Raw genomic sequence first — 25,909 nt, forward strand, 5'->3', positions numbered from 1 at the left:
CGGTAATCAAAAGTGCCTTGGCCCAGCCGCGCTTTCGCCCCGCTTCCCCAAGGTTTTCACCGCCTGTGTGATTACCGATTGCAGCAGATTGCCATCAGGGCAAGTTGTGTTTTTCCGACCTGTAATTTGTCAAATTCGCCCCCTGCCCCACCCGACCCACCTGGATCGCAGGTCCGTCAGCATTTGTCAAATTCAGGTCGGGAACTGACAAGTGAATGTCGTTGTGATCTGATCAAATCGTTGCATGTACTGGCTCGCTGCAAACGGACTACTTCAACGAATACAAGAATAAAGAGAGATAACCGATGAACGAAAGCGTAGTGGTTGGCGAACTCACCTGGCCTGAGTACGCACAGAAGGTAGCTTCCGGCAGCACGATTTTCTTGCCGGTGGGCGCCTTGGAGCAGCACGGTCATCACATGTGCATGGAGGTGGATGTGCTATTGCCTACCGCCCTGTGCAAGGCAGTAGCGCGAGAAGTCGACGGCTTGGTGTTACCCGCCTTGGCCTATGGCTACAAGTCACAGCAGAAGTCGGGAGGTGGCAACCACTTTCCCGGCACCACCAGCCTGGATGGCGCAACACTGACCCATACCATCCAGGACATCATCCGCGAACTCGCCCGGCATGGGGCGCGCAAGCTGGTCTTGATGAATGGCCATTATGAAAACTCGATGTTCATCGTCGAAGGCATCGACCTGGCGCTGCGCGAACTGCGTTATGGCGGTATCACCGATTTCAAGGTGGTCGTTCTGTCCTACTGGGATTTCGTCAACGCGCCGGCGGTCATCGAAGAGCTCTACCCCGAAGGTTTCCTCGGCTGGGACATCGAACACGGTGGCGTTTTCGAAACGTCACTGATGCTGGCCCTGCACCCTGAAAAGGTCGACCTGAGCCGCGCCGTCGACCACCCTCCGGCAAAATTCCCACCTTACGATGTCTTCCCCATCATCCCTGAACGCACCCCCGCCTGCGGAACGCTTTCCTCGCCTAAGGGCGCCAACCGAGAAAAAGGCGAGTTGATTCTGCGAGTTTGCGTAGAGGGCATTAGCAGCGCTGTGCGGGAGGCCTTCGACCTGCAGAAATAACACCGATCTCCAGCCCAGAGCAGCACCGCCGTTCGCAGTTCACCCTCCTTCAAGAATAAAAAGGGTAATTAGCATGTCCAGCAACTCAACTCTGGCCCCCGGCCTCAAGCAGCGCCACGTCACCATGTTGTCAATCGCCGGCGCTATTGGCGCCGGCCTCTTCATCGGCTCGGGGCATGCCATTGCTGCAGCCGGTCCTGCGGCAATTCTCGCGTACATCATGTCTGGCACACTGGTCGTTCTGGTCATGCGCATGCTCGGAGAAATGGCGGTGGCCTCGCCAGATACCGGGTCATTCTCCACCTACGCCGAGCGCGCAATGGGACGTACAGCAGGCTTTACCATTGGCTGGCTGTACTGGTGGTTCTGGGTGCTGGTCATTCCAATCGAAGCCATTGCAGCAGCGGCCATTCTGCATGCCTGGTTCCCTGCGATAGAAACCTGGGAATTCGCACTGGTGGTTACCGGTTTGCTGACCGTAACTAACCTGTTCAGTGTGGCGCGCTACGGTGAATTCGAGTTTTGGTTTGCGATGCTCAAGGTTATCGCGGTGCTAGGGTTCATTGCTCTGGGTGCATTGGCACTGACAGGCGCGCTGCCCGATATTTCAGTTAGCGGCGTGGTCAACCTGAGTCATGAGTTTGGTGGTTTCATGCCCAACGGCATGACCGCTGTCATCGGTGCCATGCTCACCACCGTGTTCAGTTTCATGGGTACTGAAATTGTCACCATTGCCGCCGCCGAGTCGAAAAACCCCTCCAAGCAAATCACCCGTGCCACCAATTCCGTGGTGTGGCGAATGGGGATCTTCTACATCGTCTCGGTGTTCCTGATCATCTCCATCGTGCCCTGGAACGACCCCATGCTAGTACAGGTCGGCTCCTATCAACGGGCCCTTGAGCTGATGAACATCCCGCACGCCAAGATGATCGTCGATATCGTCGTGCTGATTGCCGTTGCCAGTTGCCTCAATTCGGCCATCTACACCGCATCGCGCATGGTCTATTCGCTGAGCAAGCGCGGCGACGGTCCTCGCGTTCTGCAGCGCACCTCAGCGACGGGCGTGCCAGTGATTGCAGTGCTAGCCAGCACCGCAGTGGGCTTCTTGACCACAGCACTCAATTACTTCGCTCCCGACGAGGTGTTTTCCTTCCTGCTGGCAAGTTCGGGGGCGGTAGCGCTTCTAGTCTATCTGGCAATCGCTGTTTCGCAATTGGTTCTGCGTAATCGGATGGATAGCCAAGGTACTGCGCTGGACTTCAAGATGTGGCTGTTCCCCTGGCTCAGCTACCTGGTCATCTTCTCCATCATCAGTATCTTGACGATGATGCTGGTGATGCCAGGGCATCGCATGGAAGTGGTGGCAACTGGTGCGCTGGCGCTGGCCATCGTCTGCGTGAGCGCCATTTTCTCGTCTAAAAAGAGCACTTCGGCCACCGTGGCGAGCAAGCCTGCCTGACCAGGCCGAGTCGTTACCCACCCTGTGAAGGTGTTGCTTTCGCAGGGTTTTTGCTTTTCACCGGGGCGCCTCCCAATGCTTAGGCACTGCGTGTACTATCACTCTGACAAATGCATCAACCTAAACACAATGAATTGCCGATTTACGGCAACCAGACGCAGAGCACGTCATTTTTTTGCATTCAAGGAGTCGTATTGATGGGTACGTTAAAATCCTCGCCGTTGGCACCGGCATACCCTGTCAATGATGCCCCGCCGCTGAAAGTCGTCGGTTTCCTGATCATTCCCAATTTCACCACCATTGGCTTCGCCTCGGCGGTGGAAACCTTGCGCATGGCCAACCTGGCAGCACGCAAAACCATGTTCCAGACCCTGATCATTGCAGCCGACATGGAGCCAGTGAGTGCCAGTAACGGCATGCGCATCCTGCCCGATTTCAGTATCAAGGATGCCCCAAAGCTGGACATGCTGTTCGTGGTGGGGCCAAACCCGATAGTCTCCGACCACAATACCCGCCCCATCCTCAACTGGCTTCGCAAGTTGGCACATGACCAGGTGCCATTGGGCGGTATTTGCACAGGCAGCCATTTGCTAGCACGCGCCAATCTGCTCACTGGTTATCGGTGTACCATCCACTGGGAAGATATCGAGGCGCTAAAAGAGCGATTTCCCGGCATTATCATTTCCAACCAACTGTTTGAGCTTGACCGTGACCGTTTCACGAGCTCCGGCGGCGTGGCGTCCATGGACATGATCCTACAACTGATTGCCCGAGAACCTGGCGGGCGGGACATTGCCAGTCATGCGGCTGAACTGCTGTTATGTGATCGAGTACGTGGATCGCAAGAGCGCCAGCGCGTGCCTTTGCGGCAAAAGCTCGGCACCTCTCAGCCCAAACTCAGTCAGATTGTTACAATCATGGAAGCCAACCTTGAAGACCCGATGACCTTGGAAGAGCTTGCAGAACTGAATGAGATCTCGGTTCGGCAAATGGAGCGTTTGTTCCACAAGCATCTTCAAAACACACCGAGTCAGTATTACTTGGAACTACGCCTGACACGGGCTAGGCAACTATTGCTACACAGTGAATCCCAAGTGCGTGATATCGCCCTCGCCTGTGGTTTCATTTCGCCAGCACACTTCTCAAAGTGCTACAGTCGTTTCTTTGGTGTCTCACCAATCGGCGAGCGGAAAAAGGTAGTCTCTTCACTTCACTGAACAACCCTGTCGTTAGTTTTCGTGGCGCGGTCCAGGATTTCCTCGCCATGCTCCCCTCAGCTGGCCCGCAATGTGAGGGCATCCAAGTGAATGTGCGCTCCACGAGGGCGCCACCACAATTCTGCAGGGGAATCTCGGTCATTCCGCACAGTTTTGGACCATCACTTGGATCTGGCTAGATGTCATGCCATTCAGGACGAAGCGGACTACGCTTGCTACGCAGGCGCGCATTGATGATGTTCATGTCATTATTCCTTACCTCGGGCGATAGACATGTGCCATACCATAATAGCGATCGAAGCATTCATACGAAAAAGTGGATCGTCCAAGGATTTTCCACTCAGTTGTTCGATGCGCTGGATACGTTGATTGATGGTGTTACGGTGAAGTCCCAGGCGCTGGGCAGCCTTGAGCCCGTTGCCATTTTCCTTGAGCAAAGCGTCGAGGGTATGCACGAGTACTTTAGGGTGTTTACGGCCGGGCACGAACAACGGGCCGAGTGTCTTTTCGACGAAGTCGTCGATGAGCGTGCGGTCGACTACCCCCTGCAGCAAACCCAACACGCCCAACTCGTTGAAATCGCAGTATCCGCTCTCCGGGCGCAGTTTCTGCGCCACATTCAGCGCCTGGCGCGCTTCGTTGAGCAGTCGGCGGTAATGACCACAATCTTCAGCAACGCTCGACAGGCCCATGTACATATCCAACTCCCCTGCCACTCCGATCAGTTGCCGACGCAACGTGGTCAAGGCTGCCGGCAGGTCATCGGCATCCGCCAGCAGTAGCACGAAGAGGTCGCCCGGCATCTCTACCATCACCGTTCCCGGGCGGCTGCGACCCCAGGCTTCAAGTTGGTCTTCCATGGACTGGCGAGTGGCTTGCCACAGCTGCTCGCCTTGGGCCAAGCCTTGGCGCTCAAACAGCGTCTCGATACCTGACAAGCGCAGCACGACCAGTCGCCGTGGAATATCAAGCATCAGTTGCAGATGCGCAGCCCGCTATCGGGCAATGGCCAGACTCGGGTAATCTCAGGTCAGCAACTGGCCGAGAATGTGGTTACGTGAGCGCCGCACTTGAGTCATATGCATCAGGGCCGTATCGATCAGGTGGGTCACAAACACCAACTTCAGCGGAGAGGGCTGCTCGATCAGCGACAATCCCAACTGTTCAGCACGAGCGATCACTGCAGACGGGATGCACTGGGGAAACGGGCCTCCAGTAAGAACCACCATCCCGGCAATACCCAACACAGCACCAGTCTCGACCAAAGTGAGTAACTTGCGTTCGTCACATAGGTAATTGATTTCCGAAATAAATACTAGTTCGCCGCCCATTTTACACGCGGTGATACCCTCATTTCCCGCCACGTAGGACCAGCATACTCGCCGTTGCAAGTAAAGCTCGCCTGCGCGGACCCTCATGTCTTCCAAGCCGGGCAGGTTCAGGACCTCACTCAGAGTCAAGCTCATGGCTCGACACCCGCCAGGCTCTGCATCTGACGCCCTCTAACTGGCTCGCACATGAGAATGTCGGGCTGTACCATGGCGTCACTGCTCGCCGAAGATATCAACTTTAGAAATTGAAGGAACATGCCAGTACTGCTCCTACGCCATGACCGAAAAGCGCATGCGGTTAAGTCTCAGCAAGCTCATCGACGACCATGCCGGGGACTTGTAATAGAGATGCTACCTGAAATCGTTCATGATCACTCCCTCGAACGGCGAGATGACTGCGATCAACAGCCCCAAGTATCGAGATGCCCTCCCGTACATTCCATCTACTCTCACGACTTTGGAGATAATCCCATCAAGCTTCATGCACTCGACGACCACGCGGACGTATGACCAAATTTCCGGTGGAGTGATGCTCACCCCCTATCCAAACGTTGCAGCTTAGTGCTCGCTTTCTCTACAATCTTTTAGCAACATTTACGTGACCAACCGAGCGGCCTCGCCCTGCTGGTGCTCAACACTGCCCGGTATCAAACGGCATCACTGACCGTGCCCGTCGCCGCACGCCGCTACACCTTGCAAGCGACCAACGCTGACCGACAAAACGGTGACGTTCAATGGCAGACTCCTCAAGCTCGGCACCAACGATGAAATGCCGACAATGGACTTTGTGCCGACCAAAACCGGCAAACTGGCCATTGAGCCGGCAAACGATAATTTCCTGAGCCTGCCATCTGCTGGAAATGAGACCTGCAATGGGCCTGCCCCGTGACAACGGACGCATTAGCATGTATTCGAGCATTGAATAGTTGGTGATTAGCAGTTCGGGGCAGCGCACCTGCATTTCTTCCCGCGTCTACGGAGCCGACGAGGACTTTCGTGAACAGCGCGAATGTGAGCGCCCGCTGAACGTCTATGGCTATTCGAAGTTCCTGTTCGATGCAACAGGTGCGCCGGCAGTTCTGTTGGCAGTAGCCGCGCCCAACCATTCAATGATGTGGCCCTGGCTGTGATCAATCGGTTGCGCGGGCAGCAAGGCCAACCCTCGTTGTCACTTGATATGGCCTTGCTGGAAGGCATTCTGGAGTACAGCGAATTTCCTGAACATTTGCGTGGCAAGTACCAGTGTTACACCTGCGCCGACCTGGAGCGCTTGCGCGCTGCCGGTTACACGGCACCTACAATGGTAGTCGAGCAAGGCGTGGCCCGCTACTGCGACTGGTTGCAAGGTCTTCAAAGACCGCCGCCTGCTCCAGTCAAGCAGGCAGCGTGATCGTGCTCAACGGCTACTTGAAACAGTATTCGTAGAGGCAAGTCTGGAACCCGTACTTGAGGTCGAACTTGCCATCGAGCACGTTGTTTTCCTTCGCGTACTGGTCCCACGCCACGAGCATTTCCTTCAGCTTGCCCGGCTCGGCCTGGGCCAGGTCGCGGCTTTCGGTCGGGTCGCTCTTGAGGTCGTACAGCTGCCACTGGGCGGTGCCGTAAGGTGGATTGACCAAGGTGATTTTCCAATGGCCCTTGCGCAGCGCCTTGCGGCCGAACAGTTCCCAGCCGATCTGACGCTGGGCCATGGCCCGACCTTCAAGCAATGGGCGCATGCTCTTGCCGCTGATGGCTTGCACCGGGCGACCTTGGAATGTCTTGCCCAGCGCCGGCACCCCCGCCAGGTCCAGCAAGGTTGGCATCAGGTCCATCACATGGACCATGTCGTTGTTGAGCGTGCCTTGCAGGTGGGCCTTCTTCAGCATTTTCGCGCTGATGATGGCTGGCGCGCGAATGCCGCCCTCGTTGGTGAACCCCTTGAACAGCGGATACGGCGTGGAGCTGACCTGGGCCCATTGTGCGCCATAGTCGGCATACGAGCCTTTGTGCCCGATGTTTTTCAGGCTGTTGTCGAAGTCCTTGGCCAGCCACTCCTTGTTGCCAGGCAGGTCGATCGGGCTATTGCCATCGGCACCGTTGTCAGAGATGAACACGATGAAGGTGTTGTCCAGCTTGCCGTTTTTCTCCAGGTACGTGAGCAGTCGGCCAATGTGGTAGTCCATGTTGGACACCATCGCCGCATAGATCTCCATGTTGCGCGCCTCACGCTGGCGCTGTTCATCGCTCAACTGGCCCCAGCTCGGCAGGCCCTTGGCCATGGGTGTGTTGGGCGTTGTGTTGGCCGCGACAATACCCAGCTGCTTCTGGCGCTCCAGGCGGGCCTGGCGGATCGAGTCGTAGCCGGCGTCATAACGGTGCTTGTACTTGTCCAGCCAAGCGTCTGGCGCATGCAGCGGCCAATGTGGCGCGGTGTAGGACAGTACGGCCATGAACGGCTTGTTGCTAGCTTTGTCGGCTTCGATGTAGTCGATTAGCCGATCGGTGTAGAACTCGCTGGAATAGAAGCCCTTGGGCACTTCCACCTGCTTGCCGTCTTCGCGGTAGATCGCCTTGGGGTCTTGGGCAATGATGGCGTGCTGGTCGTCGAAGTGGCTGGCACCGCCTTGCACCAGAATGAACGAGCGGTCGAAGCCGCGCGCCTTGGGGCTGGTCTCTTCGGTGCGACCCAGGTGCCATTTGCCGGTGGTGTAGGTGTTGTAACCTGCATCCTGAAGCACCTGGCCTACCGTAACCATGCGCTCGTTCAAATACCCTTCGTAGCCAGGCTGGCCTTTCTGGAACGGTTGCAGCAGCTCGCCCATGTTGCCCAGGCCCGCCACATGGCTGTCGGCGCCAGAGAACATCATTGCGCGGGTCGGCGAGCACGTGGGCGCCGTGTGGAAGTTGCTCAGGCGCACACCATCGCGCGCAAGTGAGTCAATGTTCGGGGTGCTGATTTCGCCACCAAAACTGCCCAGGTCGCTGTAGCCCAGGTCATCGGCGACGATGATCAGAAAGTTCGGGCGTTCATCTGCGGCCATGGCCGTGTGGCTGCATATGGCAACCATCAGAGCAAGCAGGCGTGTCTTAAACGAGCTCATGAAGCGTGTCCTCGGTTGTTATTATTGGTGTGCTTGCAAGTATGCGGATGGCCCGCCGCTCGCCGATAACGCTTCAGCGCAAGCGCTTATGCATCCGCGTGATTATTTGCCCCGAGGGCTAGGGCAGTGCCCGCTCGACGTTCATCATCCCCTTTATTTTCCGGGGGCGCGCACCCACTGGCAGGCAAGAGGTGGGGCACATGAAGCAAGCTCGTTGGCACGCAGCGAATGTCACCCGGGGGATGGCCCTGCTATGGCTGTGCGCATGGGCCGGCGGGCTGCTTGCCGCCCCGTCTCAACCGCCACAGCGCAAGCTGGACGACGGCTACGTCGACCCAGGCCAATGCCAGGCCTGCCATGCTTCACAGGCGCAACAGTGGTCCCAGTCACATCACAGCTGGTCGATGCGCAAGCCGACCGCGGACAATGTGCGGGGCGACTTCGCCGATCAGGCCTTTACGGACGCCGCCGGCGTAGAGGTGAGTTTCAGCACGCGCAATGGCACGTTTTACGTCAATGCCGAAAACGAACAGGGCCGACGCCAGGACTTCGCCGTGGCCTACACCTTCGGCGTTTATCCCCTGCAGCAATACCTGATCGAACGCCCTGGTGGTCGCTTGCAATCGTTGACCGTTGCCTGGGACAACCGCGCCAAGGCCGACGGTGGGCAGCGCTGGTTTTCGCTCTACCCCGGCCAGCGCTTCACCCCGGACGACGCCCTGCACTGGACCGGCCGCTCGCAGAATTGGAACGGCATGTGTGCCCAGTGCCACTCGGGCAACCTGAAAAAAGGCTACGACGCCAGCCAGGACAGCTTCGCCAGTACCTGGAGCGAGCTGTCGGTGGGTTGTCAGAGTTGCCATGGGCCGGGCGCTCAGCATCTGGCATGGGCCAAGTTGCCGACGGCGCAGCGCCAGCTCGCCAACAATGCCGGCGCACGCGGTTTGCAGGTGGACTTCGGGGCGCGAGCCAAGGGTTACGAAGTCGACCAGTGCGCCCGCTGTCACGCACAACAGGAAACCCTTGGTGTTGGCAGCCAGCCGGGTAAATCTCTGGTGGATAGTGCCTACCCTACCTTGTTGACCCCTGGCGCCTATCATGCCGATGGCCAGCAACAGGCTGAGGTGTTCGAGTATGGCTCCTTCGTGCAGAGCAAGATGTACGCCGCCGGCGTGACCTGCAGCGACTGCCACAACCCGCACACCGGCGAGTTGCCCGCCCAGGGCAATCAGTTGTGCGCCAGCTGCCACAACCCGCAGGGCAACCCGCGGTTCCCCACGCTGAAGAAGAAGGACTACGACAGCCACAGCCATCACTTTCATGAGCCTGGTAGCCCCGGCGCGCAATGCACCAACTGCCATGCGCCCGAACAGAACTACATGGTGATCGACGCACGCCGCGACCATAGCTTCCGCCTGCCAAGGCCCGACCTGACGCCGATCACCGGCGCGCCCAACGCCTGCACGCAATGCCACAAAGAGCGCTCGGCACAATGGGCCGCAAACGAGATCAGCCAGCGCTTCGGCCCGCTGCGTAGCGAGCATTATGGCCCGGTGATGCAAGGCGCCCGAGCGCACGATCCGCAAGCAATTGCCCTGGCCGCAAAGTTGGTCACCGACGCGACACGCCCGGCGATCGTCCGGGCTTCTGCCGCCGACGTCCTGAGCGGCGTCGAGGGGCCTGCGCTGGATTCGCTTGCCCTCGGGCTTGCCGATCAAGATCCACTGGTGCGCAGCAGCGTGGTGCGCGCCATGGCCAATGCCGACGATGCGCAACGCCTGCAACACTTGCCTGCCCTGCTTGATGACCCGGCACTGGCGGTACGCGATCAGGCGGCTCGCGCCTTGGCCGACCTGCAGGCGCAACTGCCGACCGCCCAACGTGACCGGCTCGGTCACCTGCTCCAGGACCACTTTGCGCGGCTCAGCGCCAACGCCGACTTGCCGGGCACGCGATTCAACCTGGCCAGCCTGCTGGCACGTCAAGGCAATGAGGCACAGGCACTGGATCAATATCACCAAGTCCTGCGCCAAGATCCGGACTTCACGCCCGCGCGCGCGGCACTTGCCAGGTTGCTGCTGACTCGCGGGCAATCCGACCAGGCCCTTGAAACACTACAGGCCGGCTTGCAACGCGGCGAGCAGCGCGCCGGCTTCAGCGAGCTGGCCTATGCCATGGGGCTGCTCCAGGCCGAGCGCCAGCAGCCCGAGCAGGCCATCGAGTGGCTGGAGAAAGCCCTGCCCGGCCAGCCGCTGAACCTGCGCCTGTATTACAACCTCGGCTTGCTGCGCAGCCAGCTCGGCCAACCTGAACAGGCGCGACGCGTGGTAGTGGCCGGGCTTGCTCACGCAGCGCAAGATAGGGATCTTTTGTATGCAGGCGCCTATCTGGATGCGCGGGCAGGCAACTGGGCCTCTGCATTCGCGTTCTTGCAGCGACTGTTGATGCTACAACCGCAGCACCCCGAGGCGCGTCGCCTGCTGGCTTATGTACAGCAGCAACAGCAGCGTACGCGCACCATGGGCGCGAATCGATGACCAGCGAAGCCGCGGCCAAGACTGAATACCACTGGATCAAACCAGACAGACAACAAATAAAGGTTACGGTGATGAATACGCCCCTTTACAGCGGCCTGCCCACTGCTGGCGACGCCCGCTCGGCCATTCCCTTTGCAGCCGAGCCCTTGCTGCGCTCGCGCAATGTCGAAGACGCCGAAGCCCTGCTCAACAACCACCTGGAGGAACGGCGGATTCGCCTCGGCGGGCGAGGCACGCTGGATATCGACTTCACCTTGCAGACCTTGCCGCAAATGAAGCTGTTCGGCGCGTGGTGGGGGCGCGAGGTTCGCGTGAGCTCAAGCCCGTTGAGCTGTTGGCATGGCATCCTGCCTTTGCACGGCGCGATCAGCAACCACCTCCAGGGCTTGCAGGCGAACGCGGGTGAGCTATTGGTGTTCAGCCCCGGGCAGGAAGTGGACGTCACCTGGCACGAAGGGACCAAGGCCATCGTCATTGCCTTGGATGCGGCCTTGCTGCTCAACCACCTGGAACGTCACCATCAGGTTCACCATGCCCAGAGCCCGACGCAGGCGTTGTTGTTCCAGGGTAATAACCCGGCCATGCGCAGCCTGGGCAACCTGCTGCGCATGGTCGACAGCGAAAGCGGCAACACCGCTGGCTTGCTAGCAACGCCCTTTGGCCAGTCCCACGTGCAGCACCTGTTTTGCGAAAACCTGCTGCACCTGCTGCCCAGCCTGTACAGCGAACCACCACGGCGCCTGTTGCCGGGCACCGTGAAACGGGTGGTCGATTTCATCCACGCCAATCTCGAACAGCCGCTTTGCATCACCCAACTGGTGACTGTCAGCGGCACCAGCCGACGCAGCCTGGAACAGGCGTTTCGCAACGGTTTGGGGACCAGCCCGCAACGCTACATCCAGCATTGCCGGCTACTGGCGATGCGCAAAGTGTTACTGGAGCACCAACCGGGTGAAGTACAGTTGTCGGCGCTGGCCTTCAAGTGGGGGTTTGCGCAACCCAGCCACTTTACCGCCGCCTACAAGCAAGCGTTTGGCGAGCTGCCCTCGCAAACGCTGGCCAGGTCAGATTGATGGGAAGGCCGCTGCAGGCGCAGCGGCCAGCTCGGCCAAGGCCTACCAGAATTTCCAGGTGTAGGTCGTGATCAAACGGTTCTCATCGTAGTCATTGCCATGCTTGAACTGCGCGTGGATGTTGCGCCACTCCACGGCCACGCCCTTGAGCGGGCCGCTCTGCACCACATAACTCAGAAACAGATCGCGCTCGTTTTCGGCGGTTTGGCTCAGGTCCCCACCGCGATCGATGCCCGTGCCGCGCAGGTAACGGGTGGTCAGGTTGAGGCCGGGTATGCCCATGGCCACGAAGTCATAGTCGTAACGCGCCTGCCATGAGCTTTCGTTGGGCCTGATGAAGGCCACGGCCGACCAATTGACCAGATACGGTTGCGGCACGAAGCCGTTCAACGTCGGGAACGCACTCTCGCCGAGCATGCGTTGATAGCCCACACCAAAGGCGTGGCCGGCTTTTCTCAAGGTGGTCATGGCGCCATAGGAGCGGTTATCGATCTTGCCGTACAGCGCGTCACCGTCTTCGTTGTGGTTGAAGTAACGCAGGTCGGTCTTCAGGCCGTAGCCTGCGCCCAGCTCGGTGTTCAGCGTCAGGCCCAGATAATGCTGCTGGTAGATACCCTCCAGCTGTCCATAAAAGTAGCTGGCAGCAAGGTTGGGGCTGAAGGCGTAGGTGGCGCCGGCGAAGTTCAGGCCATCGCTGGTATGACGGGGGCCGTTGGGGCGGGTGAACAGGTACAGCTTTTCACGGTTGGAGGATTCACGGGTGCTGATCCCGGTGAATCGCCCACCGGTCAGGGTGAGGTTGTCGAGCTCGTTGGACTTGACCGTGAAACCATTGAAGGTCGTCACCAGTTGCCGGGAATCGTCCTGGAAGGCCACCGGCAAGGTCGGCCGATGCTCGCCGACCCTCAGCTCGGTCTTGGAATAGCGCACCTTGCCGGTCAGTGCCGCCCGGCCATATTCCCGGGCTTGCTCCCGTGAGCTCTGGCTGTAGGGCAAGACACTGTCAGGGCCACGACCTGAGCCGCCGTCCAGGCGATAGGCGTATTGCGCGGCGGCATCGACACCGAACGAGAGCGGGCCCTGGGTATAACCGGATGTGAAACGCAGATCCAGGCCCTGGCTCCAGCTGCCATCGCGAGAGGTTCTCGGGTTTTCGCCCTTGAAATCACGGTCTACGTAGAAGTTGCGCAGACCCAGGTTCAACTGGCTGTCTTCGACAAAGTCGGCTTGCGCGGCCAGGGGCATCATCACCCCGATCAGACCCACCGCCCTTAGATGTTTTCCAGCAGCGTACGCTGCGCGCGGCACAGTTGCGTGTTGACCGTTCATGGATGCCTCTAAACATTTTTATTGTTGTAGAGGTCCAGTATCCGCAGTCCGCTTACAAGCCGTTATCGCCTGCGCGTAACGACTAACTGCGCAGCGCAGAAAATCCGCCTTAATCCGCCGCTAGCTGCCCTTGAGCCGATAACTGACTTGCGCGCGGCTCATGCCCAGCATCTGTGCCGCCAGGGTGATGTTGCCGCCCGAGCGCTCCATGGCCAGATGCACCAGTTGCAGCTCGATATCTGCCAACGGTGTACTGAGCACCTTCTGGCTCCCGGCGACGAACGCCAGCAGCCCCTCCAATACCGGCTCTCGAATGTGCGCTGTGGGCTCGATTACCTGCCTGGCCGGCTCGTCACGGCGCTGCCCCCCGGACAAGCGCCCCTCAGGTGTCAGGCCAATCGCCGTGGCCATCAAGGGCGCGCCGATCTCGGCCAAGTGCACCAGGTCGATGACTTCGCCCTCACCGGCACTGATCACGCCCCGCTCGATCAGGTTCTGAAGTTCACGGATGTTCCCTGGGAACCGATACGTGAGCAGCGCGTTGACCAGCCGGGTGCTAAAGCCCGCAAGCCGACGCCCATGGCGCTGGCTGAAATGACGCAGGAAATAGCTCATCAGCAGCGGGATATCTTCACGGCGCTCCCGTAACGGTGGCAGGTGGATGGGAAACACGTTCAAGCGATAGAACAAATCCTCACGAAAACGCCCGGCCTCGACTTCGCGGCGCAGGTCCAGGTTGGTGGCGGCAATGACCCGCACATCGACCCGGATCGGCGCCGTGCCGCCTACCCGCTCGATTTCACCTTCCTGCAGGGCGCGCAGAATCTTGCTCTGGGCACTCAGGCTCAAGGTCGCGATTTCATCGAGAAACAACGTGCCACCATTGGCCCGCTCGAAACGCCCGGCACGCGAGCGGTCGGCACCAGTGTAGGCACCCCGTTCGACACCGAACAGCTCTGCTTCCACCAGGTTCTCCGGCAAGGTCGCGCAGTTGAGCGCCACCAACGGCCGCTGCTGGCGTGTGCTGGCTTGGTACAACGAGCGGGCGAACAGCTCCTTGCCAACGCCCGATTCCCCGGTCAGCAGCACGGTTGCCTGGGTCGAGGCCACGCGCTGCAGCATCTGCGTGGCGAGCACGAAAGCCGCCGAGATGCCCACCATTGGCTTGCCGTCGATAGGCGCCTCCAGCTCGGCTACCTCCGTGGCGCTACCTGAAGCATAAGTACTGCGGCTAAGGAAGTCGTCCGGCATCAGGTAGGCCAGATCGACGTCGATGTCGTCCCACTGATCGGCCGGCTTGCCTACAATCCGGCACGCCGGGTGCCCCATCGAGCGGCACTCCTGCTCACGGAACACGACCAGGCGACCGAGCAGTGACGAGGCATAGCCACTGGCATAGCCGATCTCCATCCAGCAGGCCGGTTCACCACCCAAGCCATAGGCCGCAATGTGCTCATCGTCTTCGAGCGAGTTGTGCCAAAGGAACTCGGAGTAGAAGTGGCCGACACCTGAATCGATTTCAAAGCGCACCACTTCGACATTGACCATCCCTTCAAGCATGTGCAGGCGCGGCCCTGCACTGTAGAGGCTGGCGTCATCACCCTCTGGCCATTGCGCGCTGACCTGGGCCGCGTCCCGCGCACCGGCCTGCCAGCCGATGCGCGTCAACAGGCCTCGCGCCTTATCGAACCCGAGCGCCTCGATCAGTTCGCGGCGCATGGCGCCGAACGCGGCGCCTTGCAGCAGCATCATGCGCTGGCCGCACATCCAGACGCTGCCTTCCTGCGGGGAAAATGCCACCGTCTCCGCCAACTGTTCTGCCGATGGCAGGCCACTGGCGCCAAACTGGCTGGCGCGGTCGACGATCAGGCGCTTCTGCTTGCCAAGCATCTGCTTGAAGAATTCTTCGTCGGCAGGACGACCGGGCTGGGTGGGTTTGGTAGGCGTCATGAGCAATCAGCAACGAACAAGTGAGTAGCTTGTGAGTATGCCGAGCCCTCGCGCCGGGTCAATGCGCGAGCGGTCGGCGTAAGCGCGTAGGCACTCGATCTGTCCGATAGCCGCACACCTTCTGTCTTTCTACAGGCTGACTTCGTCGATTTTTCTGCATGAATTTATGCAGGCTTCGTCGAAAATCATACAGTAACGACCGCTTGTCAGCGCCAGCTTTATCCCTCATCCCATTGAATTCATTGATGAATATATCTTTTCGAAGCATTGGCACGGTTGTTGTTATGCAGCGCAGGTGCACTTGATAAAAAAAATAGAGGTGACCTCCCTATGACGCTTTCCCACTCCCCTGCCTATCAAAACCTGCACTTGCAGCCCCTTGCCGGTGAATGGCGAGCCGGCAGCGCCGATCAATCGCTGGAGGTGTTCGACCCCTTCACGCAGAAGCGATTGCTGCAAATCACCCTGGCCAACCGCGAAGACCTCGATGCCGCCTACCGCAGGGCCCGCGAATGCCAGCTCGAGTGGGCGGCCAAAGGCCCCGCCGAGCGCAGCCAGGTCTTGCTCAATGCCGTGAAGATCTTTGACGACCGCCGTGAAGAAATTATCGACTGGATCATCAGCGAGTCAGGCAGCACGCGGATCAAGGCGCAAATCGAATGGGGCGCCGCACGCGCCATCACCCTCGAGTCGGCCAGCCTGCCAAGCCGCGTGCACGGGCGCATCATGGCGTCCAATGTGCCCGGCAAGGAAAGCCGCGTCTACCGGGTTCCCCTGGGCGTGATTGGCGTGATCAGCCCCTGGAACTTCCCCCTGCACCTGACCGCACGCTCCCTGGCACCTGCCCTGGCGTTAGGCAACGCCGTGGTGGTCAAGCCGGCCAGCGATACCCCGGTCACCGGCGGCCTGCTGCTTGCGCGAATCTTCGAGGAAGCCGGATTGCCGCCGGGTGTGCTCAGCGTGGTGGTGGGGGCCGGCGCGCAGATCGGAGACGCTTTCGTCGAGCATCCGGTGCCCGCGTTCATTTCCTTCACCGGCTCGACCCAAGTCGGGCGCAACATCGGCCGCATCGCCAGCGGCGGCGAGCACCTCAAGCACGTGGCGCTGGAGCTGGGCGGCAACAGCCCGTTCGTGGTCCTGGCTGATGCCGACGTCGAGCAGGCCGTCAATGCTGCCGTGGTGGGCAAGTTCCTGCACCAGGGGCAAATCTGCATGGCGATCAACCGCATCATCGTCGAGCAACCGTTGCTGGAGGCCTTCACCCAGCGCTTTGTCGAGCGGGTCAAGGCCCTGCCTTACGGCGACCCGAGCAACGCCAGCACGGTCATCGGGCCGGTGATCAACAGCAAGCAACTGGCGGGCCTGCAACAGAAGATCGTCACTGCCCACGCCGAAGGCGCCACCTTGCTGGTGGGTGGCGAGGCTCAAGGCAATGTGCTGCCGCCTCACGTCTTCGGCAACGTTACCGCCGACATGGACATCGCCCGTGAAGAAATCTTTGGCCCCCTGGTCGGCATTCAGGCTGCACGTGATGCCGAGCATGCCCTAACGCTTGCGAACAACAGCGAATACGGGCTCTCCAGCGCCGTCTTCACCTCCAGCCTGGAGCGCGGTGTGCAGTTCGCCCAACGCATCCACGCCGGCATGACCCACGTCAACGACATCCCGGTCAATGACGAACCCAACGCGCCATTCGGCGGCGAGAAGAACTCAGGTTTGGGGCGTTTCAATGGCGACTGGGCCATCGACGAATTCACCACCGACCACTGGATCACCCTGCAACACGTGCCCAGAGCGTACCCGTTCTGACCCGGCCCTTTGCCCATCCCACCTACAACAAGAATGGAGTACGAAATGTCTTCACTTCGCGACGGCTCCGTGATGAAACGGACATTGGCCGCCTGCTTCGCCCTGCCCTTGCTCGTGCTTGCCAATAACGCCGCTGCCGATGGCGATGGTGTTTGGAAAGGCGGCGAAAATGTCTACGCCAAGGTGTGTGGCCACTGCCACGAACACCAGGTCGGGCCGCAAATCACCGGCCGCCAGCTGCCGCCGGGGTACATCACTGCGATCGTGCGCAATGGTTTTCGCGCCATGCCCGCCTTCCCTGCCTCGTTCATCGACGACAACGCGCTGCAACAGGTTGCCGAGTACATCTCCACAGCATCCGCGCCTGCGCCCAACCCAGCCGGAGGCAAGCCATGAACGTCGAACGCCGATTCGTGCTCAAAGGCATGGCATTGTCCAGCCTTGCCGGTATTGCCATGAGCAGCGCAGGCATCAGCGCGGCCAACAGTGCCCTGGGCACACAACCACAACCGGCGCGTCCAACCCTGGTACTGGTCAGCAGCGCCGCCGCGCAGGCGGCTTTCCTCCAGGGCGTCAACGCAAGCCCCGCCGGCGAGCAGGTCAAGGTCCGGCGTACCGACCTCAGCCTGGACTTCATCCTTGGCTTTGAAAAACGCCTGCGTATCGCCACACCGCAACGCATCATCGGCCTGGTCGACGATGCCAGTGCCGCACTGATCGTCGACCTCGCGCGCAGCGCCGGTGCGCACGTGCAGTGGCTTGGCCAGCACCACGCCGCAGCCCACGCTTCACACCACCGCCTGCTCAGCGGCGAAACGGCCAGTGGCTGCGCCCCGCAACTCGGCCTGAGCCTGAACGCCTGCGGCGCAGGTTTCAGCCTTACCGAGCATCGCCTGCGCGGCCAGCAGCCCCCCCTGCGCGCGTCGGCTGCCGGCCGTGACAAAGGCGCCTCGGACCAATGGGCGGCCACACTCGGCTACGCCCTCGCCACCCTGGGCACCACGCACATCGGGCAAGCGCCTGTGGTCGACAACCGGTCGGCGGCGCTGACCGGTCATTTCGTTTCGTTTTCGATCGAGGCTTGAAGGAGCTGTAAGACATGACTGAGCAAAACACAACCACCCTGCTCCCGCGCGGCGTCGACCTCGCCAACTTCGATCAGGCCATTGCCAAGTTCCGGGCCCTGCTGGGCGATGAAAACGTCCTGATCAAGGACGATCAGCTGATCCCTTACACCAAGATCATGATGGCCGTGGACACCGCTGAGCACACCCCGTCCGCCGCCGTCACCGCCACCACCGTCGAGCAGGTGCAAGGCGTGGTAAAGATCTGCAACGAACACAAGATCCCGGTGTGGACCATCTCCACCGGGCGCAACTTCGGTTATGGCTCGGCGGCCCCAAGCCAGCGCGGCCAGGTCATTCTCGACCTGAAGAAGATGAACAAGATCCTCCATGTTGACCCGGAACTGTGCACGGCCCTGGTCGAGCCGGGCGTGACCTACCAGCAGTTGTACGACTATCTGCAGGAACACAAACTGCCGCTGATGCTGTCGTTCTCCGCACCGTCGGCCATCGCCGGGCCGCTGGGCAACACCATGGATCGCGGCGTGGGCTACACGCCCTACGGCGAGCACTTCCTGATGCAGTGCGGCATGGAAGTCGTGCTGGCCAATGGCGACGTGTACCGCACCGGCATGGGCGGAGTGAAAGGCGACAATGCCTGGCAGGTGTTCAAGTGGGGTTACGGCCCGACCCTAGACGGCATGTTCACCCAGGCCAACTATGGCATCTGTACCAAGATGGGCTTTTGGCTGATGCCCAAGCCTCCCGTGTTCCAGCCGTTCGAGATCAAGTTCGACAACGCCTCGGATATCGCCGAGATCGTCGAATTCATCCGCCCGCTGCGGATCGCCCAGGTCATTCCCAACTCGGTTGTCATCGCCGGTGTGCTTTGGGAGGCCGCCACCTGCAATACCCGGCGCGCCGACTACACCAACGAGCCGGGGGCGACGTCCGACGCTATCCTCAAACAGATCCAGAAAGACAAGAACCTCGGCGCCTGGAACGTCTATGCCGCGCTGTACGGTACCCAGGAACAGGTCGACGTCAACTGGAAGATCGTTACCGACGCCCTGAAGAAACTGGGCAAAGGCCGCATCTTCACCCAGCAGGAGGCCGGTGACACCCAGCCGTTCAAGTACCGTGCGCAGTTGATGTCCGGGGTGCCCAACCTGCAGGAATTCGGCCTGTACAACTGGCGTGGCGGCGGTGGCTCGATGTGGTTCGCGCCGGTGAGCCAGGCCCGAGGCAGCGAGTGCGACAAGCAGCAGGCACTGGCCAAGAAAACCCTCAACAAGCATGGGCTGGACTATGTCGGCGAGTTCATCGTCGGCTGGCGCGACATGCACCACGTCATCGATGTGCTGTACGACCGCAGCAACCCGGAAGAAACCCAGCGCGCCAATGCCTGCTTCGCCGAACTGCTAAATGTGTTCGAGCAGGAAGGCTACGCCGTCTACCGCGTCAACACGGCCTTCCAGGATCGCGTCGCGAACAGCTACGGCCCGGTCAAGCGCAAGCTCGAGCACACCCTCAAGCGTGCGTTGGACCCCAACAACATCCTCTCGCCAGGCAAGTCGGGCATCGACCTCGCCAACCCATTCTGAATGTTCTTGAAGCCCCGCCATACCTGACGTGGCGGTTAAATCCGAAGGAAATGAAATGAACCCTGCACAACTGCTGGTTGCCAGCGCCCTGCTCCTGGTCGCCCCCTTGACGCTGGCCGAGGGCGATGCCGCTCAAGGCAAGGCCCTTTTCGCCACGCAATGCGGTTTCTGCCACAGCACTGAACAGGGCAAGAACCTGATGGGCCCCAGCCTGCTAGGCGTGTTCGATCGCAGTAGCGGCCAGGCGCCCGCCTTCAACTACTCTGCCGCACTGCAAGCGGCCAAGCTGAAGTGGGATGACGCCAACCTGGATAAATGGCTGACCAAACCAGCGGAGCTGGTACCGGGCAACATGATGATGTACCCCGGGCAAGCTGACGCTCAGAGCCGTCAAAACCTCGTTGCCTACCTCAAGACACTGAAGTAAAACCAACCGCCAGCAGGGGCCTGGGCACCTGCTGGCGAACCGCATCGACGTATCAGCGCGGGCCCTGCCCGGATTCATCGGGCGCCTCAGGGGGCTGGTACTGCCTGGGTGTCAGAACAGAGGCAGTAGCGTTTTCACTTGAAAAGACCAGGAACGCCAGGTGGGTCTCATATCGATCGAGTACATCGTCGATGACCTGCTGTTTGGTCAGCCCCATCAGGTCATAGCCACCAGACCCGGTCTGTGTATACACCTCCAACCGATAATAGACATCGATCTCTCGCGTCATGCGGCCGCTGAACATGGGCACCGGCGCCTCGACGATGGCCACGTGGTAATGGAAATCGCGGAACGTATCCATCGAGACCCGCAGCAACGGCTCCTCGAAACCATGGCTGTTGACCACATTTTCCCGCATGACGTCATAGCCCTGATTGCGAAACTCAGCCGCGACCTCATCCAGTGCTGGCGCAACCATACGGTTGAGGAACTGAGTGGCCTGGCGCAGCGATGGGAATGCCCGCAAGTGCTCGAGCCGCTGCTTCCAGGAGCGCTCCGGGACATGCCCCCCGATAGCCGCCATGGAGGGGCGACGCAGCACTCTCCCCTCGCGCTCAGCGCGTTCCATGCGCAACACCTTGTAGAACGATGCCATCACCAGGTAAGCAATGATCGTCACCGGTAGCGCAAAGATCAGCGTGGCGTACTCCATCGTCTTGACCCCGCCCGCAACCAGCATCGCCACGGTGAGCATGGCCGTGAGCAATGCCCAGAAGATGCGCAGCCAGCTTGGCCCGTCGTGGGATGGGTCGGGAATCGAGGCAGAAAAATTCGACATCACCATTGCCCCGGAATTGGCGCTGGTGAGGTAGAACAAAAGACCTGATAGCGTCGCCAGGCCAATCAGGAACATTGGGGCCGGGAACATCTCCAGCAGTGCATACCAACCCCGTTCAGGGCTGTCCATCGCCAGTTGGGCAAACGCAGTGTTGCCCTGAAGTACCTGAAACAGTGCTGAATTGCCAAACAGCGAAACAATGATGAAATCGCACAGCACCGGCGCGGTCACTGCCGCCAGGACGAATTCGCGCAACGTGCGCCCCCGCGAAATCCGCGCCAGGAACACACCAACGAATGGCCCCCAGGCCAGCCAGAAGGCCCAGAAGAACAACGTCCAGCCCGCCATCCACCCGGCCCCATCGGGCGAGTAGCCGAAGGTTTGAAAGGTACGCGCGGGGAACGTGACGAGAAATTGCCCGATGTTCGACACCAGTGCGTTCAGCAGGAAGGCCGTCTGCCCGGTCAGCAGAATGTAGAGCATCATGGCCACGGCGCTCCACAGGTTCAGCTCGGCGATCCAGCGGATGCCACGGTCGACCCCGGAGGTGGTAGCCGCGATGGTCAGTGCCACCGCCCCCACTACTAGCAGGATCTGCAAGGTAAGGCCCTGCTCCAGACCAAAAATCAGCGCGAAACCCACGCTCAGCAGTACCACGCCGATGCCCATCGATGTGGCGACGCCAAACACGGTACCGACTAACGCGATGATGCTGATACCATCGCCCAACGGGCCGCGCACGCGTTTGCCAAACAGCGGATAGAGCGCGGCACGAATCGACAGCGGCATGTCCCATCGATAGGCAAAGTAACCCATGGCCATGCCCAGCAAGGCATACATCGCCCAACCCGCGATGCCGTAGTGAAACATGGTCCAGATCACTGCGTCCTGCATGGCCTCGGCAGTCCCGCCGGTGCCGCTGGGCGGGTGCAGATACTGCACGACCGGGCCGGTGACCGAATAGAACAGCATGTCTATCCCGACCCCTGCGGCAAACAGCATGGCGACCCACGTTACCAGCTTGTACTGCGGCCGCGAGTGGTCGGGGCCGATGCGCACGTCCCCCTCCTTGGAAAAGGCGACCCACAGCACGAACCCGATCACCAGGGTCATCGTCAGTACGTAGTACCAGCCGAGGTTCGTCGCGATCCAGTCGGTAGTCTGCTTCATTGCCACACGTGCAGCATCGGGCATGAGGATCGTGGTGATGGAAAACGCCAGTATCACTGCTGACGAAATCAACAGGACGCTCCAGTTGATATGCGCCTCACGATGCTCGATGAGTTCGTCATGGCCTTTGCTCAGGTCGCTGCGCGATACGGGGGTATCGTCATCGTCGCTCGGGCGCCTGGACAGGCGATCGGTACCGCCAAATTTGCTGCGCTCAAGCGCAGGGATCGATTTTACGCCTCCTGACGTGACCGGATCGACACCGTCGCGGTGCTGGTCTGAAGGGGGTTCGAAGGGCATGAGCTTTCTCCTGTTGCGTACTTCACTTCAACGCCTCCTGAGAGGGATAGGATGATCGGAGGCGCGGATTCTCTCTATTCTGATGGCACATGTGACTTCACTCAGGGTAGTCGCCCTGAAGGTAGATTCGGCAGGACTCATCGCGAAAAAGACTGCCGCGATGGCAGAGCGTCCTGCAGCAGCGAGTGCCAATTGAAAGCACTCCTCAAGATTTGGCCTGAGCCACCTTGCGTGGCTTAGGCGGGAATCGAACAGCCCCGCAGTTACAATTGCAACGCTTCAACCCACATCAGCGACCTGCCAGGTTCGGGCATGTCGTACTTACGGTGAAACGCCAAGGTACCATCGGGCTTGATGCGGAATACGGCGATATTGGCTTTCTCCGCTTCGGTTGCCGTACCGCGCTGGACTTGCCCGCCTTTCTGGTTGCCCACGATGAACCATTGATTACCGGGCGCCACACTGATCGTGCGGGCCTCTACCCCTTGCGTGGGGATATGTTGCAAGAGCTTCGGCTCGCCCGTTTTTGCATCCAGTACATACACCGCTATATCGTTTTCACCATGCTTGAACATCGCGGGTTTTTCCGTCGTTTGAAGCTCATCGGAGCGGTTGGTGACGTAGAGATACTTACCGTCTGGCCGCACCAGAATCACCCCGCCTTTCTTGATGCCCTCATCGGCCTCGGCATGCCAGTGTGGGTCGAGGGTACTGGTTTTAAATACGGGCCTGTTGGCCAGTCGTCCTTCCTTGGTCAACGGGTAGGTGTAGAGACTGCTGCCCCGCTCCATTGCCAGGTATGCCAAGGGTGCCCGAGGGTGGTAGGCGATATGGCGTGGGCCAACGGAGGGAGCAAAGGTTTCGACCCCGGCTGGGGTCAGCTTGCCGCCCGAGTAGGCAAACGCTGAAAGGGTGCCCAAATCTTCGGGCCGGCTTGCACTCGGATCATTGCCACGACCAGGCGCAATCACGAATTTATCGTTGGGTACTACCGTGACCTGGTGGGTGAATACGCCCGACTTGATTGGTTGCGCCTGTTTGACCTGGGCACCGAGACTGCCATCTGGCTGCAGTACATGAACCGTCACGGTTGGCGCCAGGTTGTAGGCCAGCAATGCATGTGTGCCATCGCGATCGAGGGTCAGGTAGATCGGCCGTTGCTCCAGCTTCACAGGTTCGCCCAACGGCATGAGTTGCCCCGTAGCATGGTCGATAGTAAAAGCACTGAGCATGTGAACATCGCCAGGGTTAGCTCCATTGATGTTGCTGGACGCCACATACAGGTGCCGATTGCCCTTGTCGGCAACGGCGAACTGCAACGGAGCTGGCAACTGAACCACCCCATTTTGCGTGAGCGAGCCATCGGGCGCGAGGGCATAACCCAGCAGTTTGTCTCCGAACCCTGCATAGATTTCGGTCATTGCCTGGGTATTTGCCGCCAGTGCCGCATGGGAGGAAGAGGCCAGAACCCCTGCCAGCAGAAAACTACAGGGCTGTAATTTGAATCTCATTACCTGCTCCCCTTCCTTAAAGTAACGTCAGTGGGTAAACCACGATCAGCCGATGCTCGTCGAAATCCTGCCCACCCTGATAATCACGCCTCACCGTGGCGCTGCGCCACTTGAGCACCAGGTTTTTGAACGTACTGGTCCGTACTGAATAGGCCACTTCCGATTCGCGTATCCACTCATTGCCATTGCGGTCGGCTGGCGAGACATCGATGTCGCGCCCCTGGATAGTGCGCTGACCCCAAGCACCTGATCATCCCACTGTTCGTTTCGCTGCTGGCGAAGGCCGCCGGGGCGTTCATGGACAGCAGTTCGAGCAACCTCACGCGCCCGGCGCAGATGTACTTCCGCCAGTTCCTGCTGGCCTTTGGCAGCACGTTCTTCCTCGGCCCGTCGATGGCCCTGGGCATCAGCCATGTGCGCACCAACCCGCGCAACCTGGTGAGCTTTTCGGTGCTGTTCGGCATCTGCAACAACCTCGGTGGCCTGATCGGCGCGGCGCTGCTGGGTACCTTCCAGACCTGGCGCGAGAAATTCCATTCCAGCCACCTGATAGACCGCCTCAGCTACCTCGAACCACTGGTCAACGCCCGTGTGCAAAGCGGCGGCGCCGGTTATGCCGGGATCCTCGCCGACCCGGCACTGCGCAGCGAGGCCGGCATGCGCGTGCTGGCCAGCGCCGCCACCCGCGAGGCCAACATAATGGCCTACAACGACGTGTTCGTGCTGATCGGCAGCATCGCCGTGCTGACCATGATCTGGATTACCATTCGCGGTTCTTGGCTGCGGTATGTCGCCCGCCAGGCCGCTTCATCCGACTCCACCAGCGGTACTGCCAGCCGATGACCGAAGAAACCCGCACCACGACCACCGCCGCCCTCGCCGAAACCCCGGAAGGCAGCACGCCGCCCAGCGAACCGACCAGCCCGGTGCGCACGCGGCGGGTGCGCATCCTGTCTACGATCAGCTTCGCCAGCGTGGCCCTGGTCGGCATCCTGGTAGTGCTCTACGCCTGGAACCTGCCGCCGTTCAGCAGCACCATCGAAAGCACCGAAAACGCCCTGGTGCGCGGCCAGGTGACAATCATCGGCCCGCAGCTGAGCGGCTATATCGTCGACGTGCCGGTGCATGACTTCCAGTTCGTCAAGGCTGGCGATCTGCTGGTGCAGCTCGACGACCGTATCTACAGGCAGCGCCTGGCCCTGGCCATCGCCCAGCTACAGCAGCAAGCCGCGCTGGCCAACAACCTGCAGCAGCGCAACAGCGCCGAAGCCACCATCGCCCAACGCCAGGCCGCCATCGGCGACGCTTCGGCCCAGGCGACTAAGGCCAAGGCCGACCTCAGTCGCAACCAGGCGCTGGTCAGCGATGGCTCGGTGTCGCGCCGCGACCTGGACCTGGCCCGCGCCAGTGAGGCCGCCGCCGTCGCCAGCCTGGCCCATGCCAAGGCCGCGCTGGAGATCGCCCGCCAGGACCGCGAGACCGTGATCGTCAACCGCGCCTCGCTGGAGGCTTCGGTGGAGAACGCCAAGGCGGCCGTCGAACTGGCCCGTATCGATCTCGACAACACCCGCGTCACCGCCCCGCGCGACGGCCAGCTGGGGCAGATCGGCACGCGCCTGGGCGCCTACGTCAACTCTGGCGCACAACTGATGGCACTGGTGCCCGACACCCTGTGGGTGATCGCCAACATGAAGAAAACCCAGATGGCCGACGTGCGCATCGGCCAGCCGGTGACCTTCACCGTGGACGCCCTGAACCACCTCAAGCTCTACGGGCATGTGCAGCAGATCTCGCCGGCCACCGGCTCGGAGTTCGCCTTGCTGCAGGCCGACAATGCCACCGGCAACTTCGTCAAGATCGCCCAGCGCATCCCGGTGCGCATTACCGTCGACCCCGAGCAGCCTGACGTCGCACGTCTGCGTCCCGGCATGTCGGTGGTGGTCAGCATTGATACACGAGCAGAATAATGACGCGGCCTGCCTCGGTCCTTTGCAGGCCCCCGAGCGGCGTCAAAACTTGACGCGTTCGCATAATGCGTGAAGAACCAACCTATCGCTTCGATGTCACCATCAATGGATCCCAAAAGTGATCCTTTGAAATCAGGCTCGCTAGACAGAGG

Annotated in this window: 20 protein-coding genes and 2 pseudogenes; 15 read left to right on the top strand and 7 right to left on the bottom strand. The window is 60.4% G+C overall.

What is annotated here, in order from left to right; translation table 11 throughout:
- The first annotated feature begins 305 nt into the window (after window positions 1–305).
- From APH30_RS04310 to APH30_RS04320, 3 genes are all read left to right on the top strand, one after another.
- Complete coding sequence (locus APH30_RS04310; RefSeq protein ID WP_016488025.1) at window positions 306–1,088, top strand: creatininase; 783 nt, start codon at window positions 306–308, stop codon at window positions 1,086–1,088.
- A gap of 73 nt (window positions 1,089–1,161) precedes the next feature.
- Window positions 1,162–2,547 (top strand): GABA permease, encoded by a 1,386-nt coding sequence (gene gabP, locus APH30_RS04315; RefSeq protein ID WP_054911779.1) that lies wholly within the window; start codon window positions 1,162–1,164, stop codon window positions 2,545–2,547.
- Window positions 2,548–2,744: 197 nt separating this feature from the next.
- Window positions 2,745–3,764, top strand: coding sequence for a GlxA family transcriptional regulator (locus APH30_RS04320; RefSeq protein WP_016488027.1), 1,020 nt, complete (start codon window positions 2,745–2,747; stop codon window positions 3,762–3,764).
- A 248-nt stretch (window positions 3,765–4,012) separates the two neighbouring features.
- Here APH30_RS04320 and APH30_RS04325 read toward each other — a convergent pair.
- Window positions 4,013–5,230 (bottom strand): annotated as a pseudogene (locus APH30_RS04325) (PucR family transcriptional regulator).
- Between the two features lie 589 nt (window positions 5,231–5,819).
- Here APH30_RS04325 and APH30_RS28600 point away from each other — a divergent pair.
- Genes APH30_RS28600 through APH30_RS29820 form a run of 3 tightly spaced genes read left to right on the top strand, consistent with a single transcriptional unit; the run spans window position 5,820 to window position 6,485 of the window.
- Entirely contained in the window at window positions 5,820–5,984 is a 165-nt protein-coding gene (locus APH30_RS28600; protein WP_155500257.1) for a hypothetical protein, read from the top strand.
- A 40-nt stretch (window positions 5,985–6,024) separates the two neighbouring features.
- Window positions 6,025–6,225, top strand: a complete 201-nt coding sequence (locus tag APH30_RS29815) for a hypothetical protein (protein ID WP_024717428.1) — start codon at window positions 6,025–6,027, stop codon at window positions 6,223–6,225.
- Window positions 6,226–6,260: 35 nt separating this feature from the next.
- Window positions 6,261–6,485: a hypothetical protein gene (locus tag APH30_RS29820; protein ID WP_370688739.1), complete on the top strand. Its 225-nt coding sequence runs from the start codon at window positions 6,261–6,263 to the stop codon at window positions 6,483–6,485.
- Between the two features lie 13 nt (window positions 6,486–6,498).
- Here the strand turns inward: APH30_RS29820 and APH30_RS04340 are convergent, their stop codons facing one another.
- The gene (locus tag APH30_RS04340) at window positions 6,499–8,178 is read right to left on the bottom strand and encodes an arylsulfatase (protein ID WP_016488032.1); all 1,680 of its coding nucleotides are present in this window, start codon (window positions 8,176–8,178) and stop codon (window positions 6,499–6,501) included.
- A 200-nt stretch (window positions 8,179–8,378) separates the two neighbouring features.
- On the opposite strand from APH30_RS04340, the gene APH30_RS04345 reads away from it, so the two are divergent.
- Together APH30_RS04345 and APH30_RS04350 are read left to right on the top strand one after the other, a co-directional pair.
- Entirely contained in the window at window positions 8,379–10,715 is a 2,337-nt protein-coding gene (locus tag APH30_RS04345; protein WP_024717426.1) for a tetratricopeptide repeat protein, read from the top strand.
- A 71-nt stretch (window positions 10,716–10,786) separates the two neighbouring features.
- Window positions 10,787–11,788: an AraC family transcriptional regulator gene (locus tag APH30_RS04350; RefSeq protein ID WP_016488034.1), complete on the top strand. Its 1,002-nt coding sequence runs from the start codon at window positions 10,787–10,789 to the stop codon at window positions 11,786–11,788.
- 42 nt (window positions 11,789–11,830) lie between these two features.
- On the opposite strand, the gene APH30_RS04355 is transcribed toward APH30_RS04350, so the two are convergent.
- Together APH30_RS04355 and APH30_RS04360 are read right to left on the bottom strand one after the other, a co-directional pair.
- Window positions 11,831–13,036 (bottom strand): OprD family porin, encoded by a 1,206-nt coding sequence (locus APH30_RS04355; protein WP_256221957.1) that lies wholly within the window; start codon window positions 13,034–13,036, stop codon window positions 11,831–11,833.
- Between the two features lie 201 nt (window positions 13,037–13,237).
- Window positions 13,238–15,067 (bottom strand): sigma-54-dependent Fis family transcriptional regulator, encoded by a 1,830-nt coding sequence (locus APH30_RS04360; protein ID WP_054888283.1) that lies wholly within the window; start codon window positions 15,065–15,067, stop codon window positions 13,238–13,240.
- A gap of 330 nt (window positions 15,068–15,397) precedes the next feature.
- On the opposite strand from APH30_RS04360, the gene pchA reads away from it, so the two are divergent.
- The 5 genes from pchA to APH30_RS04385 are packed head-to-tail and all read left to right on the top strand — an operon-like array spanning window position 15,398 to window position 19,971.
- The gene (gene pchA, locus APH30_RS04365; protein WP_016488037.1) at window positions 15,398–16,876 is read left to right on the top strand and encodes a 4-hydroxybenzaldehyde dehydrogenase; all 1,479 of its coding nucleotides are present in this window, start codon (window positions 15,398–15,400) and stop codon (window positions 16,874–16,876) included.
- 45 nt (window positions 16,877–16,921) lie between these two features.
- Window positions 16,922–17,272 carry a cytochrome c gene (locus APH30_RS04370; RefSeq protein WP_016488038.1) on the top strand — a complete coding sequence of 117 codons (351 nt, stop codon included), beginning with the start codon at window positions 16,922–16,924 and terminating at the stop codon, window positions 17,270–17,272.
- Complete coding sequence (locus APH30_RS04375) at window positions 17,269–17,961, top strand: hypothetical protein (RefSeq protein WP_016488039.1); 693 nt, start codon at window positions 17,269–17,271, stop codon at window positions 17,959–17,961. The genes APH30_RS04370 and APH30_RS04375 overlap by 4 nt, the downstream gene beginning before the upstream one ends.
- A 14-nt stretch (window positions 17,962–17,975) precedes the next feature.
- Complete coding sequence (locus APH30_RS04380; RefSeq protein WP_054888282.1) at window positions 17,976–19,544, top strand: FAD-binding oxidoreductase; 1,569 nt, start codon at window positions 17,976–17,978, stop codon at window positions 19,542–19,544.
- A 55-nt stretch (window positions 19,545–19,599) separates the two neighbouring features.
- Window positions 19,600–19,971: a cytochrome c family protein gene (locus tag APH30_RS04385; protein WP_016488041.1), complete on the top strand. Its 372-nt coding sequence runs from the start codon at window positions 19,600–19,602 to the stop codon at window positions 19,969–19,971.
- 52 nt (window positions 19,972–20,023) lie between these two features.
- Here the strand turns inward: APH30_RS04385 and betT are convergent, their stop codons facing one another.
- From betT to APH30_RS27500, 3 genes are all read right to left on the bottom strand, one after another.
- On the bottom strand, window positions 20,024–22,279 hold the full coding sequence (betT, locus tag APH30_RS04390) for a choline BCCT transporter BetT (RefSeq protein ID WP_016488042.1): 2,256 nt from the start codon (window positions 22,277–22,279) through the stop codon (window positions 20,024–20,026).
- Between the two features lie 263 nt (window positions 22,280–22,542).
- Window positions 22,543–23,700: a beta-propeller fold lactonase family protein gene (locus APH30_RS04395; protein ID WP_016488043.1), complete on the bottom strand. Its 1,158-nt coding sequence runs from the start codon at window positions 23,698–23,700 to the stop codon at window positions 22,543–22,545.
- 106 nt (window positions 23,701–23,806) lie between these two features.
- The gene (locus APH30_RS27500) at window positions 23,807–24,016 is read right to left on the bottom strand and encodes an OprD family outer membrane porin (protein ID WP_080641070.1); all 210 of its coding nucleotides are present in this window, start codon (window positions 24,014–24,016) and stop codon (window positions 23,807–23,809) included.
- Between the two features lie 8 nt (window positions 24,017–24,024).
- On the opposite strand from APH30_RS27500, the pseudogene APH30_RS04400 reads away from it, so the two are divergent.
- Together APH30_RS04400 and APH30_RS04405 are read left to right on the top strand one after the other, a co-directional pair.
- A pseudogene (locus APH30_RS04400) lies at window positions 24,025–24,633 on the top strand (MFS transporter); the annotation flags it as partial.
- Complete coding sequence (locus APH30_RS04405) at window positions 24,630–25,757, top strand: HlyD family secretion protein (protein ID WP_016488046.1); 1,128 nt, start codon at window positions 24,630–24,632, stop codon at window positions 25,755–25,757. The pseudogene APH30_RS04400 and the gene APH30_RS04405, both read left to right, overlap by 4 nt.
- Window positions 25,758–25,909: the final 152 nt, after the last annotated feature.

The sequence above is a fragment of the Pseudomonas sp. NBRC 111127 genome (assembly GCF_001320345.1).
In the GTDB taxonomy this organism is placed as follows: Bacteria; Pseudomonadota; Gammaproteobacteria; order Pseudomonadales; family Pseudomonadaceae; genus Aquipseudomonas; species Aquipseudomonas juntendi.

Coding starts and splice junctions, on each gene's coding strand:
- APH30_RS04320 (WP_016488027.1), top strand. CDS start 2,745: ATGGGTACGTTAAAATCCTCGCCGTTGGCACCGGCATACCCTGTCAAT.
- APH30_RS04370 (WP_016488038.1), top strand. CDS start 16,922: ATGTCTTCACTTCGCGACGGCTCCGTGATGAAACGGACATTGGCCGCC.
- betT (WP_016488042.1), bottom strand. CDS start 22,279: ATGCCCTTCGAACCCCCTTCAGACCAGCACCGCGACGGTGTCGATCCG.
- APH30_RS04360 (WP_054888283.1), bottom strand. CDS start 15,067: ATGACGCCTACCAAACCCACCCAGCCCGGTCGTCCTGCCGACGAAGAA.
- APH30_RS04350 (WP_016488034.1), top strand. CDS start 10,787: ATGAATACGCCCCTTTACAGCGGCCTGCCCACTGCTGGCGACGCCCGC.
- APH30_RS04385 (WP_016488041.1), top strand. CDS start 19,600: ATGAACCCTGCACAACTGCTGGTTGCCAGCGCCCTGCTCCTGGTCGCC.
- APH30_RS04375 (WP_016488039.1), top strand. CDS start 17,269: ATGAACGTCGAACGCCGATTCGTGCTCAAAGGCATGGCATTGTCCAGC.
- gabP (WP_054911779.1), top strand. CDS start 1,162: ATGTCCAGCAACTCAACTCTGGCCCCCGGCCTCAAGCAGCGCCACGTC.
- APH30_RS04380 (WP_054888282.1), top strand. CDS start 17,976: ATGACTGAGCAAAACACAACCACCCTGCTCCCGCGCGGCGTCGACCTC.
- APH30_RS04405 (WP_016488046.1), top strand. CDS start 24,630: ATGACCGAAGAAACCCGCACCACGACCACCGCCGCCCTCGCCGAAACC.
- APH30_RS04355 (WP_256221957.1), bottom strand. CDS start 13,036: ATGATGCCCCTGGCCGCGCAAGCCGACTTTGTCGAAGACAGCCAGTTG.
- APH30_RS04345 (WP_024717426.1), top strand. CDS start 8,379: ATGAAGCAAGCTCGTTGGCACGCAGCGAATGTCACCCGGGGGATGGCC.
- APH30_RS04395 (WP_016488043.1), bottom strand. CDS start 23,700: ATGACCGAAATCTATGCAGGGTTCGGAGACAAACTGCTGGGTTATGCC.
- pchA (WP_016488037.1), top strand. CDS start 15,398: ATGACGCTTTCCCACTCCCCTGCCTATCAAAACCTGCACTTGCAGCCC.
- APH30_RS04310 (WP_016488025.1), top strand. CDS start 306: ATGAACGAAAGCGTAGTGGTTGGCGAACTCACCTGGCCTGAGTACGCA.
- APH30_RS04340 (WP_016488032.1), bottom strand. CDS start 8,178: ATGAGCTCGTTTAAGACACGCCTGCTTGCTCTGATGGTTGCCATATGC.